This window comes from Anaerocolumna sp. MB42-C2, assembly GCF_030913705.1.
Lineage (GTDB): Bacteria > Bacillota > Clostridia > Lachnospirales > Lachnospiraceae > Anaerocolumna.
On sequence record NZ_CP133190.1, the window covers coordinates 3,326,730 to 3,343,411 of the forward strand.

15 protein-coding genes are annotated in these 16,682 nt (G+C 37.3%); 8 read left to right on the forward strand and 7 right to left on the reverse strand.

Features of this window, described 5'->3' with window-relative positions; genetic code table 11:
* Positions 1-176 precede the first annotated feature (176 nt).
* The 3 genes from RBU59_RS14680 to RBU59_RS14690 form a co-directional block, all read right to left on the reverse strand.
* Positions 177-1,019 (reverse strand): carbohydrate ABC transporter permease, encoded by an 843-nt coding sequence (locus RBU59_RS14680; protein WP_308143270.1) that lies wholly within the window; start codon positions 1,017-1,019, stop codon positions 177-179.
* Positions 1,020-1,112: 93 nt separating this feature from the next.
* Entirely contained in the window at positions 1,113-1,958 is an 846-nt protein-coding gene (locus tag RBU59_RS14685) for a carbohydrate ABC transporter permease (RefSeq protein ID WP_308143271.1), read from the reverse strand.
* A gap of 246 nt (positions 1,959-2,204) precedes the next feature.
* Positions 2,205-3,554, reverse strand: coding sequence for an ABC transporter substrate-binding protein (locus RBU59_RS14690; RefSeq protein WP_308143272.1), 1,350 nt, complete (start codon positions 3,552-3,554; stop codon positions 2,205-2,207).
* A 272-nt stretch (positions 3,555-3,826) separates the two neighbouring features.
* Between RBU59_RS14690 and RBU59_RS14695 the strand changes: the two genes are divergently transcribed.
* Positions 3,827-5,605, forward strand: a complete 1,779-nt coding sequence (locus RBU59_RS14695; RefSeq protein ID WP_308143273.1) for a sensor histidine kinase — start codon at positions 3,827-3,829, stop codon at positions 5,603-5,605.
* A 14-nt stretch (positions 5,606-5,619) separates the two neighbouring features.
* On the forward strand, positions 5,620-7,134 hold the full coding sequence (locus RBU59_RS14700) for a response regulator transcription factor (protein WP_308143274.1): 1,515 nt from the start codon (positions 5,620-5,622) through the stop codon (positions 7,132-7,134).
* A gap of 69 nt (positions 7,135-7,203) precedes the next feature.
* Here the strand turns inward: RBU59_RS14700 and RBU59_RS14705 are convergent, their stop codons facing one another.
* From RBU59_RS14705 to RBU59_RS14720, 4 genes are all read right to left on the reverse strand, one after another.
* Positions 7,204-8,964 carry an ABC transporter ATP-binding protein gene (locus RBU59_RS14705; RefSeq protein ID WP_308143275.1) on the reverse strand — a complete coding sequence of 587 codons (1,761 nt, stop codon included), beginning with the start codon at positions 8,962-8,964 and terminating at the stop codon, positions 7,204-7,206.
* Between the two features lie 213 nt (positions 8,965-9,177).
* Positions 9,178-10,407 (reverse strand): 6-phosphofructokinase, encoded by a 1,230-nt coding sequence (locus RBU59_RS14710; RefSeq protein ID WP_308143276.1) that lies wholly within the window; start codon positions 10,405-10,407, stop codon positions 9,178-9,180.
* A gap of 480 nt (positions 10,408-10,887) precedes the next feature.
* A complete protein-coding gene (gene rsmA, locus RBU59_RS14715) occupies positions 10,888-11,760 on the reverse strand; it encodes a 16S rRNA (adenine(1518)-N(6)/adenine(1519)-N(6))-dimethyltransferase RsmA (protein WP_308143277.1) in 873 nt (290 codons plus the stop codon).
* A gap of 42 nt (positions 11,761-11,802) precedes the next feature.
* Positions 11,803-12,573 (reverse strand): TatD family hydrolase, encoded by a 771-nt coding sequence (locus RBU59_RS14720; RefSeq protein ID WP_308143278.1) that lies wholly within the window; start codon positions 12,571-12,573, stop codon positions 11,803-11,805.
* Between the two features lie 504 nt (positions 12,574-13,077).
* On the opposite strand from RBU59_RS14720, the gene RBU59_RS14725 reads away from it, so the two are divergent.
* The 6 genes from RBU59_RS14725 to RBU59_RS14750 all read left to right on the forward strand — a co-directional run bounded on the left by RBU59_RS14725 (position 13,078) and on the right by RBU59_RS14750 (position 16,674).
* Complete coding sequence (locus RBU59_RS14725; protein ID WP_308143279.1) at positions 13,078-13,323, forward strand: spore coat associated protein CotJA; 246 nt, start codon at positions 13,078-13,080, stop codon at positions 13,321-13,323.
* Positions 13,320-13,574 (forward strand): spore coat protein CotJB, encoded by a 255-nt coding sequence (locus RBU59_RS14730; protein ID WP_308143280.1) that lies wholly within the window; start codon positions 13,320-13,322, stop codon positions 13,572-13,574. The genes RBU59_RS14725 and RBU59_RS14730 overlap by 4 nt, the downstream gene beginning before the upstream one ends.
* 3 nt (positions 13,575-13,577) lie before the next feature.
* Positions 13,578-14,186 (forward strand): manganese catalase family protein, encoded by a 609-nt coding sequence (locus RBU59_RS14735; RefSeq protein ID WP_308143281.1) that lies wholly within the window; start codon positions 13,578-13,580, stop codon positions 14,184-14,186.
* A 138-nt stretch (positions 14,187-14,324) separates the two neighbouring features.
* On the forward strand, positions 14,325-15,086 hold the full coding sequence (locus RBU59_RS14740; protein ID WP_308143282.1) for a MerR family transcriptional regulator: 762 nt from the start codon (positions 14,325-14,327) through the stop codon (positions 15,084-15,086).
* 123 nt (positions 15,087-15,209) lie between these two features.
* Positions 15,210-15,944: an ABC transporter ATP-binding protein gene (locus RBU59_RS14745; protein ID WP_308143283.1), complete on the forward strand. Its 735-nt coding sequence runs from the start codon at positions 15,210-15,212 to the stop codon at positions 15,942-15,944.
* Positions 15,931-16,674, forward strand: coding sequence for an ABC transporter permease (locus RBU59_RS14750; RefSeq protein ID WP_308143284.1), 744 nt, complete (start codon positions 15,931-15,933; stop codon positions 16,672-16,674). Before RBU59_RS14745 ends, RBU59_RS14750 begins: the two co-directional genes overlap by 14 nt.
* Positions 16,675-16,682 lie beyond the last annotated feature (8 nt).

The window sequence follows — 16,682 nt, forward strand, 5'->3', positions numbered from 1 at the left end:
CAACATACATCCACTCCCCGAGGTATGCATCCTGCCCGGGCGGGCTTTTTCTTTTATAGCTTGAAATAAATAATAAGCCTCCCCTTTCTCATTCAAACAAGAGATATCTGGGAGGCTTTTTGAGTATATAAGCTTGATTGTACAAACTTTATGTCATAGTGAACAGAAGCAGATTATTATCCTTTCAGTCCTTCTGTACTGATTCCTTCCACCAGATATTTCTGGCAAAAGATAAAGATCAGCATAATCGGAAGAATGGAGAGCGTTGCCATGGCAAACATAGCACCCCAGTCAGACTGTGTAGATGGATCCGAGAACATTTTAAGAGCAAGGGATACCGTATAATTACTGGGATTATTAAGGTAAAGAAGGGAAGCGAGAAAATCGTCCCATTTCCACATAAATGCAAAAATTGCGGAAGTAATCAATGCCGGAACGATCAATGGCAGAATCACCCGTCCAAATATTCCGTAAAAAGAGCAGCCATCTATTTTAGCCGCTTCATCCAGATCTTTCGGAATTCCGTATATAAACTGCATAATAAGAAAGATGAAAAACCCGCCGCCGAAATACGCCGGTATAACCAGCGGCAAAATGGTACCAATCCAACCCGCCCGGTTGAAAATGATGTATTGCGGGATCATAATTATTTGGAAAGGCAGCATCATAGTAAGTAACATCATAACAAACCATATTTTTCTTCCTTTAAAACGGAGTCTGGACAACCCATAAGCAATACAAGCGGAAGAAAAAACGGAGCCCACTGTAGAAAGCAAACAAATAACAAAAGAGTTTTTAAAGAAAGTTGAAAAGCTGATACCGCCAAACCCTTTCCATCCGGTTGGATAATTGGATGGATAAAACTCTTTCGGTAATAAGGAACCCGCATTAGCAAAGATTTCATTACTGGGTTTAAAAGAACTCATTATCATCCATAAAAGCGGATAGATCATAATAAATCCCAGCCCGACAGCCAGTGCATGATAAAGTACATGTCTTATTTTTTTTGAATTTCCCATTATAACCTCTTTTCTAAAGAATAACGTCTCGTCTTTTGCTATTCTTCTCACGCCTCGTATCAGAGGCTTTTGGCTCGTATTTCTTATTCGAGACTATTCCTCCTCTGAAGCACGGTATACCCAGCTGTTTGAAGACCGGAAAATCATAATTGTAAGAAATGCCACTACAATAAGCATAAACCATGCCATAGCTGAGCCGTATCCCATTTCCGAATATTGAAAAGAACGCTGATACATATAAACCGTATAGAACAGCGTAGAGTTTAGAGGTTTTCCTCCGGTAATAACATAACTCTGGGTAAATGCCATAAACGCATTTATTGTCTGCTGTATCAAATTAAAAAATATAATCGGTGTAAGCATAGGAAGAGTGATTTTAAAGAATTGCTTCACTCTGGAACACCCGTCAACCTTGGCTGCTTCATACAGGGTTACCGGAATCTGCTTAAGACCTGCCAGAAATACCAGCATAGAGGAACCAAACTGCCATACCGATAGAATAATCAGTGTCCAGATTGCGGTCTTCGTGCCGCTGAGCCACCCGGTATCACAGGCTATGCCAAACTGTTGCAGCACACTGTTTATAACTCCGTCTGAAGCAAACATACGTCTCCATAAAACGGCAACCGCAACGCTTCCTCCCATGATGGACGGAAGATAATAAACTGCCCTGTAAACGGAAGTTGCTTTACTACTTCTTTGAAAAAACATGGCGACCATAAGAGCCATAATCAGTTTTAAAGGTACCGATACTACGGCATAAAAAAAGGTAACACCGAAACTTTTCCAGAATACCGGGTCCTGTGTAAACATTCTGATAAAATTATCCAGACCGGCAAACTTAGGTGTGGAAAGTATATCATAGTTGGTAAAAGAAAGTGCGAAAGAAGCAATAATAGGAATCAGGGTAAAAGCAAACAAACCTATAATAAATGGCATTATAAACACATATCCTGCTACCTGCTCTTTTTGCAGAAACGTAATTATTGACTTATGATTTTTAATCGGAATCCCTCCTCTCAAAATTTTATTTAGGTCAGGTAATTGTAAAACTTAAAATTTGTATTTTATGACATGCAATTCATACAATACAACTTTATAACCAGGTAACAAGAAACAAGGTTATTACATTGGTATACCTTGATTCGTTCCCAATTACCTGGTATTTCTAAGTTCTAATTTATTTTATTGTCCTTTTTTAGCTAAGATGTCATTAGCATCTTTTATAAATTTTGCTGCTGCATCCTCTGGTTTTGATTCATGGTAACGTACCGAATCGGTCAGTTCACCCAAAAGGGTAATAACTTCATTGGAACCGGCAGGATACGGAGGATCTATAGGAGTTGCAACCTCCGAAACCTTGGCAATATAATCAAACTGCTGTTTCTGAACTTCGTCCAGAGATGGTTCCATATATTTTGCTATTTTAGAGGAAATAGGTACTCCGCGTTCCGCTTTTAATTTATCCTGTGCTTTCTCAGAATTTGTAAAGAAATTGATAACATCCACTGCTGTATCCTTATTTTTTGATGATTCGGCTACACTCCAGAACATGGATGGTCTTAAATACATACTCTCCTTAGTGGCATCATCTGTTTTGATGTACATAGTCATATCCAATTTATCCTTATTGGCATTCCTGATTGCTGCAATCTGATTGGAGGCCGGGAATGCGATCCAAGTCTTTCCGGTTGCTATAGGGCTTCCTTCCACTCCGGCTGTGGTGGCTTCCTGTAATACATCGATGGTAAGTCCCCAGTCACTGTTAATTTCTTCATCTATATCCTTAAAATATTGAAGCATTGTTGCTTCACTGACACCAAGCTTGGCGTTTTTACTGTCAAAAAGTACTTCACCCTTATCTCTTGCCATCATCTGTACTGCCCATTCACCAGCAGGCATATCTGTTGACACTCCTAATTTTTCTTTCATCTCGGCTGCCAATTTTTTTACTTCGCTATAAGTCGGATGATCTGATATTGTCAGCCCGGCTTTTCCTAACATATCTGTATTATAAACGCTGCAAACCGCATTTACTCCGGCAACCAGAGCATACAGAGATCCGTCCATTTTACCCGCTGAAAGAACACTTTCATTAACATCTGATACATTCAGCGCACCGGAACTTACATAGGAATCCAGATTGGCAAGCTGATTTTTTTGCTGATATTGAGCTACATAGGCATAGTCTTGCTGAATGATATCCGGTAGGTTATCGGATGCTGCCTGGGTAGCCATCTTATCCCAGTAACCGCTCCAATCCGAAAATTCAGTTTCAAAGGTTACATTCGGATGTTCTGCCGTATAAGCATCCAATGCCGCTAATGTAGTATCATTACGCACCTGATTTCCCCACCATGCAATTCTGATCTTTTGGGTTTCTCCCTCAGCTGCAGAACTGTCTGCTGTCGTGTTACCAGTAGTTGCACTGCTATTAGTTTCCTTATTTTTTCCGCATGCAGTAAAGGTCCCAAGTACCAGTACCGAAACAAGAAGCAGGGCTGCTCCCCGTCTAAAAATAGTTCTTTTTACCATAACTAATCCTCCTCCGATAAAGTTTATAAGCACTTCGGCTTACGCTAACAAGAATAACGTAAAATTAACCAAAATAAAATAAAAATAACTTTGCTATATGTTCAAAAAAACGACCCATTTTAAAAATTACTTTACCCGGCACTGAAAAATTTATATACTATTGATAAATACATAATATAAGTAATTACAAAACGAAACAGTTTTCTTACTATACCATACAATCGCCTTGTTTCGCAATTATCTGAATGCTTAAGATATAGAAAGGAAAATATATGAAGATAAATACAGCACTTTTTTCTCTTAAGAATCTGCCTTTAAAATATAAGTTAATCTTTATTACCCTTTTGGTTTCCCTTGTTATGAGTGTGGAATCTATTATGGGCCTACAGCATGTAGTTAATAATTCGAATAAACTGATATATGAGCAAACTGCAAACTCCATGGGATATTTGTCCAAAGAAATTTCAAATGCCATGGATACCATAGAGGGAATCTCTTTATCCATCGCAGTAAACCAGACTCTTCAGAAAAATATTGATACGATTAATAACTCCAATTATCCGAATATCCGGTCTGCAGCACAAAAAGAGATTCTAAAAGTCATATACACCAATTTTAATGCCGATGTTATCAGTACCACAATTTTGCCCGAATCCGGAGCCCGGATTGTCTGGGGTCAGAATTCTTCCCGGGAAAGTAAAGAAACAATTGCTGCCGCTAAAGTACTTGCACGAGAGAAAAACGGCTCCCCGGGATGGATGTCAAGCGGAAGAAAAGACGGAAGTATCTTATGTGTACGTCGGATAAAGCAAATCAAAGCTCTCTCTTTAGAGCCTATGGGTATTGTAATAATTCGGGTAAATCTAAACCGTATTGTCCGTGAAACAGCCCGCAGAGTTATGGGGACACCTTCCTATACTATTAATATCCATGACGGTGATGTACTTCTCTATCCCTCTGAACTTGCGGAATCCATAGCAGTTTTCCCTCCAACCTCAGAAAATGAAATTAATACTTACAACATTCAGAAATTTGCCGATAATATGTATTTTGTAATTCGGACACAAATAGCAACCTCTCATTTAAAATGGTATCTCACCTTAGGTGTCCCTTATGATGATCTGTTTTATTCCATAAAGGAAGCTAAAACGACCTATATAATACGTATCTTTATGGCCCTGATCCTTACCGTATCTCTGTCAGGATTTTTATTCCGGGAAATCACGGTGCAATTTAACTATTTATTGGAAAAAATGCGGCGGGTACGCTCCGGGAATCTGGAACCGTATCCGTTTCCGAAAAAAAATGGACAGGATGAACTTGGCCGGCTGAACCAATATTTCGACCAGATGACTGCTGATTTTAAAAAAGTAATTGAGGACAATTATATAAAAGAACTTCTCCTGACCCAGACCCAGCTAAAATCCCTGGAACAGCAAATAAATCCGCATTTTCTTTACAATTCTCTGGATACAATTCACTGGTTTGCAAACCGCAGCGGTGAAAAAGACATCTCCACCATCGTCCAGGCCTTAGGGAAGCTTTTACGAAGCAGTCTTACGGAAAAACAGGATTTAATTCCTCTGGAGGAAGAAAGAAAAATTTTAGAAAATTATCTTCTAATCCAGGAGATCCGGTTTCCGGATACTTTGGCTGTTTCAGTGGAAATCTCAGAAGAAGTGCTGCCGTTTTTAGTACCGAAAATGTCCATACAACCATTAGTGGAGAACGCTATTATCTATGGTCTGGATGAGAATATTGACGGCTGCCGGATTATCATTCGTGCAAAATTAATACATGATTTTTTACACATAGAAGTTGAGAATAACGGTTCGGAGATTAATGAGGACATATTGCAGTTATTAAAAGAACACAAGGTAACCGCCAAAAGAAACGGAGTCGGTCTTATTAATATTGACAGCAGGATAAAACTGCTCTTCGGCGATACTTACGGCCTGCATTTTAAGAACGGAATAAACTCTGTAACCGTATTTTTTGATATTCCCGCTAAAACGGAGTATGTTAGGGAAACAGACCAAAATACAATGTGAAAGGATAGAAGCCTATGTTTACCATGATTGTTGCAGATGATGAAAAAGTCATCAGAGAATCCATAGTAGAATGTATTGACTGGGAATCCATTGATATTAAAATAGTTGCCGTCTGTAGTAACGGTGTGGAGGTTTTGGATGCTATTATTGATGAATCTCCTGATATTGTATTAACCGATATTAAAATGCCGGGATTCACCGGATTGGAACTAATTGAGAAGATGAGCAAAATGGACCCGGATGTTGAATTTATTATTCTGTCCGGTTATAAAGAATTTGACTTTGCCAAGCAGGCGATGCAGTTAGGTGTCAGAAGTTATTTGTTAAAACCCGCAGGGGAAGATCAATTGATTTCGGCGGTAGAAACTGCGAAAAGTAATTTTCTGCGCAAAAAAAGTCAAAGTTCCCTGGAGCGGGAGCAGAGACGTCTTTGCGAACAGGCTGAAGAATATCACCGGCAGCTTCTTCTGTATGATATCTTTGTTTCCGGCGTAAATCCTTTGGGAACTTCTCATTACATAGATGCTGATAGTAAATCCGGTTATCTTATCGCTTATTTTACTTTTGTGGAAGAAAACTTTTTAATCCCATTTGCAAAAGAAGTATATGGATATTTAAATAAAACGGATGCCGTACCTGTTATAGACTTTTTATATGTATATCATTCCATGGCGGTAATTTTAAAGGACAGCAACGGACTTTCCGATAAACTGCGCTGTTTTAGCGAAACTGTTTGGTATAACGGACAGACAATACGGATTGCCTATACGGGCAAATATTTTGAGTCCTTATCGGACGGTTTAGGGCATCTCACTGCCAACCTCAAAAGGTATCCTAAAATTTACAGCATTAGCCGCAGTTTACAAGCAAGGGAAATATACAATGCGTGTTTATCCTTTGAGAAGATACAATATCTGACAAAGCAGTTACTGAATTTAAAAGACAAGGTTATGGAAGAAGAGAAAATCAAAAAACTCTTAAGTAACTTTTTTATGCCAATTGAAGACATTGATCTTTTAAATAATTATGGAATTCATCTAGTCTCCCAGTTAATCCGCAAATTACCGGAAACTTCCTTTCATAAATCGGTATACCATGATTTACTGGAAAAATTATCTTTATGTGAGGATATCGAGACTTATCGTGAAATTCTTACTGAGCAGATTTTGCTTTTACTTTCAGACAGCAGCGAAAAAAACTCCATTGTATCCCAGGTAAAAAGTTATGTGGAAGAAAACCTCTCCGACCCGGATATTTCCTTAAAAAAAATAGCCCGAGAGCAAATCCATATGAATGTGGATTATTTAAGCAGAATATTTGCTAAGGAAAACGGGGAGAAATTCTCACATTATTTAAATCGAAGGAGAATTGAGACTGCAAAGGTCCTTCTGCTGAAACAGGATGCTACCATCGCTTTTGTTGCAGATCAGGTCGGTTGCGGAAATAACCCAAGATATTTCAGCCAGATATTCAAAAAATACACCGGTTATACTCCTTCGGCGTACACGGAACAACTTATGGGAAAATAAAGAATCCCTCTGTAATTTGGGCTAAGTAATACAAGGCAGCTTCCTGTCCTAAATGGTTTCTGCCTGATGCTACTTAGCCCGATTCTCTTGATAGGTATACATAGTGAAGTAGAGTCCTTTACTCTCCATAAGAGAATCAAAAGTTCCGGCTTCCACTATCCTGCCTTCATTAAGAACATAAATAATATCCGCATTTTTTATACTGCTCAGTTTATGTGTTATCGTTATAACAGTACGATTCTTAGAAATACTTTCGATTGCTTTCAATACAACCGCATCAGCTAAAGGATCCAGGGATGAGGTCGCCTCATCCATTAGAATAATAGGTGCATTTTTTGCAAATTCCCGGGCTATGCATATTCGTTGTCTTTCGCCCCCTGACATCGATTTACCTTTTTCACTGATAGGCGTATTTATACCAAGCTGCCATTCTGCAATAAAAGAATCCGCATAAGCTTCTTTCAGAACCCTCTTTACTTCCTCTGATGATAAATTCTTACCCTGTGCTATATTTTCATAAACCGTTCTGCTGAATAAATAGTTTTCTTGCTGTATGTAACCGAATAAAGACCTCACGGTATGAACCTCATAGTCTGTAATCGGTTTTCCATATAGATAAATAATTCCCAAGGAGGGCTCTTCAAGTCTAAGGAGGAGATTGGCAATTGTACTTTTGCCGGATCCACTCGGTCCTACAATTGCAATATGCTTATTAGGGTATACCGTAAATGAGACATCTTTGACCGAATACTGACTATCGTTAGCATAAGAGAATGAGACATGGTCAAAGGAAATTATAGGTGAAGTTTCCTCCTTACCAATCCTGTTTTTATCCCCCTCACTGTTGGAAACAGGATCAAAAACAGTATCTTTCTCCCCATCCCTATTAAGAAATTCCTGTATTCGTTCCGCTGCACCTACCGATGTATTGTATTGCGGGAAAAAAGTTCCTATTGTCATACAACTTGAAGCAAAAAGGTTATACAACATAATAAATGCAACGATTACACCAACCGTACATTGACCTTTAAGTATTAAAATTCCTCCTGTAAAATAAATCAGCGGAGTTCCTAGTGTGTATAAATAAGAGCTCGCAGTACGGCGGAATATATCGGCGAACTCGCGTTTATTCTTGAAGCTTATTAATTCAGAAATATTACTTTCAAATCTGCCCTGTTCAAAAGTTTCGCTGTTATGTGTTTTAATCACTCTTAATCCTTGAAGAGTATTATAAAGATCATTATTAAAAACTGAGCGTGCTTCTGCGAAATTCTTATATAGTTTTTTCAGAGGATAAAAAAACTGTACACTTACATAACCGATAGCTATCACTATGGAACAAAGTGCCAGAATAAAGTTCATTTTAACCATTAATAGTAAGACCCAGGTTCCTTGAATAATGGCAAAAAACAAACCGATTAAATTATCACACATCAGGCCGTCCAATGAATCGGCATCATCATTGATCCTGGATACTATATATCCGGTTCCTAACTCTTCCGCTTTTCTTGATGGTATAAGAATACTTTTTTTAAAGATTTCTTTCTGAATGCATTTAATTGTCTGTCCTCTAAAGATTGTATATGTCCTTTTTTTAACATATTCAATTACCGTTCTTAAAGAAAAAACTAAAATCCAAAGCAGCCCTAATAAAATGGTATATTTATTTCTGACCGTAATTATTATATTATTAATAAACCGCCTGGCTAACAGGGGCTCCATTAAATTTAATACTAATATTATGAAAGAAGTACAAAAAAAACTTATTATGTATCCTTTTTTTTCATAAAGCATTTTTAATATTTCATTGATTGCAGAATTTTTCCTCACAAATTATCACCTTTTACAAATGATTTTCAATAATGGTAATGTATATCTTTAAATTCCTTTAATTTATTATATCAGCTATATTAGCCAAGTACTATGTACTATTTTATTGAGTTATATACATTATTTAAATAATAAAAAAAAGGGTAAAATGTAAATCTGCAGTAATATCTTTGTTATCTGCTTTTTACATCTTACCCAAGTGAATTTGCTCTGTTAATATTTATTATAGTTAATATGCTTTGGAAGTCCCCCGATCATAATAGGGGTTAGCTCTTCCTGAATTAAAGGTTTTACATAATCCATAAATTCTTCCGACATACCGGTATTGTCTTCCTTAATCCAGTTTAAGGGGACTTTTTTCTCCATATTGGCTATTTTATGAATATCATATGTACCGTTGGTACATTGATAAGGTTGATTGGATATACGGTTGATCACAATCATTTCTCCTGTTTTTCCGTCCAATGCAGCATTCACAGCTGCTGCTCCCACCTGATAAGCTTCTGTTATATCTATTAAGGATGCCATGTGGGAAGCACATCTTTGCAGTGTATTTAATTCAATACCCCGTGATTTACATCCCAATTCCGTGGATATTTTATTGGATAAGTATTTACCGGAACCGCTTAATAAGGTATGTCCAAATTGATCCGTATATTTAACATCGCCAACCAGCTCACAGACATATTTTCCGTCTGACAGGCGAATTCCCTCCGATACGGCTACTACCAAAGCTTTTTTAGTTTTTTGAAGTTCTTCCACCTTTTTGATAAATTCCTCTAAATTAAAATCCATTTCAGGAAGATATACTAAATCCGGTCCATCACAATCCATACCGCCTGCCAAAGCAGCCGCACCCGTAAGCCATCCCACATTACGGCCCATGATTTCTATTATAGTCACATTTTTTTGGTCATATACCAAACTATCCCTGATAATTTCTTTGGTTGTAGCCGCTATAAACTTTGCAGCACTTCCATAACCCGGTGTATGATCGGTAATCTCCAAATCATTATCAATCGTTTTGGGCACACCTATAAATCGGATATTACTTTGAATAGTATATGCGTAATCAGATAATTTTTTGATGGTATCCATGGAATCATTTCCACCGATATAGAAAAAATATTGAATATCTAGTTTATAAAGTATATCAAATATTTTCTCATATGTTTCAGAGGCCTCTTTAAAATCAGGAAGTTTATAGCGGCAGGAGCCTAAATAGGACGAAGGTGTCCTTTTTAATAATTCTATCTCTAAATCACTATGAATATGTTCATCTAAATCCAAATATTTTTCTTCTAATAGTCCCTGTATCCCATAGAGCATCCCATAAACTTTTTTGGCTCCTTGGTCTTTCGCTGTTTTATACACTCCAGCCAGGCTGGAATTTATTACTGCCGTAGGTCCTCCAGATTGACCAACCAGGACATTACCTATCATTTTTTACCCTCCGTACAATTCTGACATTCCAGGAATGTAATTATAAGTCTCTTTATTATTTTAGATTAATCTAAAGTAACTTTTTTCTGCGCTAGTACACAATATCATTACAATTATCTTATGTCAATACGTTAGGCGCCACTTGAAATTATTCTAGTTACTAAACTAATCTTAATAAGAAAGAGTCTGGTTTACCAGACTCTAGCGCTGACGCGCTGTCACGACAGTGACATCTTCCCTAAAGGATATTATCCTTTTGCGTGTTCATGTGCATCCTGCCGGTCGGGCTTTTTATTACATAGGGAAGTTCGGAGAACTTTCCTATGTAATAAGAAAGAGTCTGTCCTCTGTCACTTATTATTTTATAGGAGGTCCGTAGAATTTTTCTCATGTGAAATAAAATAAGCTGCTGCAACTTTTAGTGTTTGCATCTGATACTGCAATTTTTCACAAAAATTATGCAACAGCTTTATTACTGTTTTAAGAATGAATTTTATCGTAAATAATATCACTGAGTCTTGCAAACTGATCCAAAGTTAATGCTTCACCCCGGATAGTCGGAGATACTTTCAGTTCACCGATAGCCTCCGCGATTGTTTCTTTTGGCAAATTGATCTCTGTTCCATTATTTAATCCATTAACCAGAGTTTTTCTTCTCTGATTAAAAGAAGCGCGGATAATCTTAAACATTAACTTTTCATCCTTTACTTTTACAGGTTTGTCACCATGTAAGGTCAGACAGATTACGGCAGATCCTACATTAGGCCTTGGCATAAAACAATTAGGCGGTACATTGGCAGCAATATAAGGATCTGCATAATATTGTACTGCCAGTGACAGCGCTCCGTAATCCTTGCTCCCCGGGCCCGACTGCATACGATCTGCCACTTCTTTTTGAACCATGACAGTTATATTGTCCACCGGTACATGTGCTTCAAACAATCCCATAATTATGGGAGTTGTAATGTAATAAGGAAGATTTGCAACAATTTTAACCGGTTTACCGTTGTTTTTCTCTTGCACCAGCCTGTTTATATCTAATTTTAGTATATCCTCGTTAATTACAGTTATATTATTATAAGCGGATAATGTATCTTCCAGTATAGGAATTAAGGTTTTATCAATCTCTACAGCAATAACTTCTCTTGCTGTTTCACATAAATATTGTGTTAAAGTCCCGATACCGGGACCTATTTCCAAAACCATATCATCCTTTGTTACACCGGCTGCCTTAATAATTTTAGCTAAAACATGGGTATCAATTAAAAAGTTCTGTCCAAACTTTTTCTGGAAAATAAAATGATATTTATTTAATATTTCTATCGTTTCTTTCGGATTACCTAGGTTGGCCATGAATAACCTCTTTTCTTCTATTTTTCACTTCCGGTTTTGACACTAACGGGATAAACCATACATCTTTTTTGCATTCATTTCTGTAATTGCTATAACTTCTTCATGGGATATTCCCTTTAATTTTGCTATTTCTTTTGCGACGTAAATTAAGTTCAGGGAAGAGTTCCTTTTACCTCTGTTCGGCTCCGGTGCAAGATAAGGACAGTCAGTTTCTAAGACTAACTGTTCCATTGGTGCATACTCCACTACTTCTTTTAGTTTTTTGGCATTTTTAAATGTTACTACTCCGCCGATTCCTAAATAAAAGCCCATATCCAGATAACTTTTCGCCATCTCTTTTCCGTAGGAAAAACAGTGTATTACTCCACCGGTTTGTTTTAAGTCAGTACTTTGTATCATAGTAAGGGTATCCGCTGCCGCATCTCTGCTGTGTATGATTGCCGGAAGTTTTAATTCCTTGGCTAATTCCATCTGACGGTAAAACCATTCTTTCTGGATGGTCCGCTCTGGAGTATCCCAGTAATAATCCAGACCAATCTCACCGATTGCAACCACTTTAGGCAGTAAGGCAGACTCACTTAACCACTTAAAGTTTTCTTCATTTAATTCAGCTGTTTCACTTGGGTGAACACCCACCGCACCATATACAAAAGGGTATTGTTTCATTAATTCCAGGGTTTTTACCGTAGTTGTGATACTTGCTCCTACATTAACCACATATTCGATTCCTTCTGAATACAGGCTTTTTAATAAACTGTCTCTATCATCATCAAAAGCTTCATCATCATAATGAGCATGTGTTTCAAAAATCATTTTAACACCTATTGTATAACACATCTGCTGCAGACGTATTACAGTAAGACCTTTCTTATTTCATTTTCTTTATACCAGGTACTTATTGTATTATAGTGATTTTCTTATATTTTGTCTACGATTTCTTCTTTTATGACTATAATACGCTTGTATGTGTTGAAATTTTAACCCTACTAATCCCCATCATCAATTTGCTCAATTTATAACTCTCCCTTAGCGTGATGATTAGTATGGTCCCAAAAGTAACTGTATGGAGTTATCAGTACTAAGGCACTGTACTAACATTTGCTTTGATAGTCGAAAATATTGATAAAAATGAAAAATTTATATTTTTATTATTACAATTCATTTTTCATTCAAAAAAATCTCATTTTTATTATAATTTATGGATTTCATACTTATAATTCCTAGTATTTTCTCATTCGTTTAAAGCCAAACTAAATTTTGAGAAGTTATATAATTTTATTAATTTCTTTAGTTATAAAACGGAAAGGAGTTTTAAGTATGAATATGGATTTAAAACAGACTGATCTTAAAATAGCTCCAAAAGATTGTTCCATCTCAGGTATTCCAAAGCTTCCTTGTGACAGCGATGACAACCTTTCTCCTGCCTCACCGTCTTTGGCAATGGCGTATGTTCCGATTCAGAAATTTCGTGACTTATATGACATTAATTATGCCTTACAGGTTGGTACCCTGTTTAAAGAACTGGATTTACCATTCTACGGAATAGGAGGAACACTTCTATGAATCAAGATAAATGTGATGCTATGAAAAATGTCCAGGCCGTCTGCTTTGCATTAGACGACCTTAGATTATTTTTAGATACCCATCCTTATGAAAAAGAAGCAATGTCAAATTATGATCAATATAAAAATCAACGTAAGCAGATATTACAGGAATATGAACAGAACTTCGGTCCCATCCTTGCATATAACGTAAATCAAGATAATCAATGGACTTGGGTGGAAAGCCCCTGGCCTTGGGAAGGAGAGGTGTAAAATATGTGGACCTATGAAAGAAGACTGCAATTTCCGGTCAAAATTACCAATCCTAATCCTAAGATGGCACAACTGATAATCAGTCAGTTCGGCGGACCGGATGGAGAATTGGCTGCATCCATGAGGTATCTCTCCCAGCGATATTCCATGCCTTATAAAGAGGTCGCAGGGTTATTAACAGATATCGGTACAGAAGAATTGGCTCATATGGAAATTATCAGTGCAATTATATTTCAATTAACTAAAAATCTAAGTCTGGAAGAAATCAAAACCGGCGGGTTTGATGCCTATTATATTGATCACACCACCGCTCTTTGGCCCCAGGCAGCGGGCGGTATCCCTTTTAACTCCTGCTTTTTCCAGTCAAAAGGAGATGCATTAACAGATTTGCATGAAGATCTGGCTGCGGAACAGAAAGCTCGTACCACTTATGATAATATTCTCCGTTTAGTGACTGACCCGGAGATTGTTGATCCCATCCGTTTTTTACGAGAACGCGAAGTAGTTCATTATCAACGTTTCGGCGAAGCTTTAATAAGAGTACAGGAACGATTAGATTCCAAGAACTTTTATGCGGTTAATACCGAACTGGATAAACCTCTTTTGAAATAATCATAAAACCTGTCATAATAATTTAACCCTCTTAGAAAAAGGAAAATTGTATGGCAGGTTTTATTATGCATAAAAAACCCTCCACTATATCACCAGACTTAAAACATATGGTAAAATAGTAATATTGGAGGTGATACCATGTATACTTATAAGACATCCGAAATTGCCCGGATTATTGGAATACATCCGAATACGGTAAGGCTCTATGAAGAACTTAAGCTTATACCCAAGCCTGAACGGCAGCGGAATGGTTACCGGGTATTTACCAGTTTTCATATAGAACAGTTTAAGCTTGCAAGAATTGCTTTACAAGTAGAAGTTCTGCAAAACGGCTTACGAAAAAAAGCAATTGAAATAATTAAACTATCTGCTGCAGGAGATTTTGACAAAGCCATAACCCTTACCGATAATTATCTGGAACAAATCCGGACTGAGCAACAAAATGCCGAAGAAGCCATTGGAATTGTCAATGAGCTTTTACTAAGTCGTAATAATAAGGCAGATGAAATATTAATGTCCCGAAAAGAAACTGCTGATTACCTGCATATCTCAATGGATACGCTTAGGAATTGGGAAATGAACGGTTTAGTGACAATTAAACGCAAACAAAACGGGTATCGGGTATATTCTGAAGATGAAATTAATCAATTGAAAATTATCCGTTCTCTCCGCTGTGCAAATTATTCGCTTGCAGCAATATTACGTCTTCTGAATAACCTGTCCGATAATCCCAACGCCGATATAAGAGCAATCATTGATACCCCACCAGATAATGAAGATATTATATCCGTTTGTGATAAGCTGCTTACATCACTAGCAAAAGCACAGTCTAATGCATCGGCTATGAGGGAACAACTGGTGTATATGAAAAAATCCATAAAGATTAACCCTCCACTTTAACACCAGACTTTTTTCTGGTGTTATTCTTTTTATGTAAAATCCGGATGGTCTTCTAACTTGGTCAGACAAACAGTGTGCGGATTTGTACAAAAAAATCTACCAGAAACAGGAGGAAAAGTAACTTTGGAACCAATAATTAAAGTAGAAAAATTATGTAAATCCTACGCAGGTATCCCGGCTATCGACAATCTGGAATTTAAAGTCGAAAAGGGTGAAGTATTCGGTCTGCTTGGTGCAAACGGAGCGGGTAAAAGTACTACGATAGAATGCATACTAGGTACGAAAAAACCGGACAGCGGAATCGTATCCATTTTAAATCTCGACCCTCAAACGGACCGAAAAAAATTGTTCGAAAAGGCAGGGGTTCAATTTCAGGAAGCAAATTACCAGGATAAAATAACAGTGAAAGAATTATGCAATGTTACCCAATCGTTATACAAAAATCCCGCTGACTACAACAAATTATTAAGCCAATATGGTCTGTTGGAGAAATTAAAAAGTCCCATTAGTGAGCTCTCCGGAGGACAAAAGCAGCGGCTTTTCATTATACTTGCATTAATTCCGGATCCCGACGTTGTATTTTTAGACGAATTAACTACCGGGCTTGATGTAAAAGCAAGAAAAACTGTCTGGAGAGGGCTTTCCGGTCTGAAAGAGAATGGATTGACAATTCTTTTAACTTCTCATTTTATGGACGAAGTAGAAGTTTTATGTGATAAGATCTGTATTCTAAAAAAAGGTAAGATGATTTTTAGCGGAACCGTTAAGGAGGCAATTGAAGCCAGTCCATATAAAAAGTTCGAGGATGCCTATCTTTGGTACACCGATGAGGAGGAAGATAAAAATGAAACGATTTAATACAATGTTTAAAACAGAATTAAAACTATCCCTTAGAGGTTTGGATATGGTGATATTTGCACTTATCATGCCCCTTGTTATAACCATTATACTTGGAATCCTATTTGGAAATCAACCTGCTTTCGAGGGTGCGAATTACACCTTTATGGAACAATCCTTTGGTGCGGTGTCATCGATTGCAATATGTGCCGCAGGTATTATGGGACTTCCATTGGTCGTTTCCGACTATAGGGATAAAAAGATTCTAAAAAGATTTAAAGTAACGCCAATAAACCCTTCCTTAATTTTATTGGTACAAGTTGCAGTAAATATGTTCTATGCAATATTATCTTTACTGCTTGTTTATTCGGCTGCCGCTATCTTTTTTGGGTATCGGATGAGGGGCTCCTGGCTTCATTTTATCGGAGCATATTTTTTAGTTATATTGTCTATGTACAGCCTTGGTATGATGGTGGGCGGTATTGCACCTAATATAAAAACCGTTAATCTGGTATGCAGTATGCTTTATTTCCCTATGCTTATATTCTCAGGAACTACCCTGCCCTATGAGATTATGCCGAAAGCTCTGCAAAAAGCATCCGATATGTTACCTCTGACTCAAGGGATAAAGTTATTAAAAGCAGCTTCCCTGGGATTACCGGTAAACAGTATTGTGATTCCAATTATTATCATGATTGCAATTGCCGCAATTTGTATAAGCATCTCCATTCGTTTTTTCCGTTGGGAATAAAACAAATC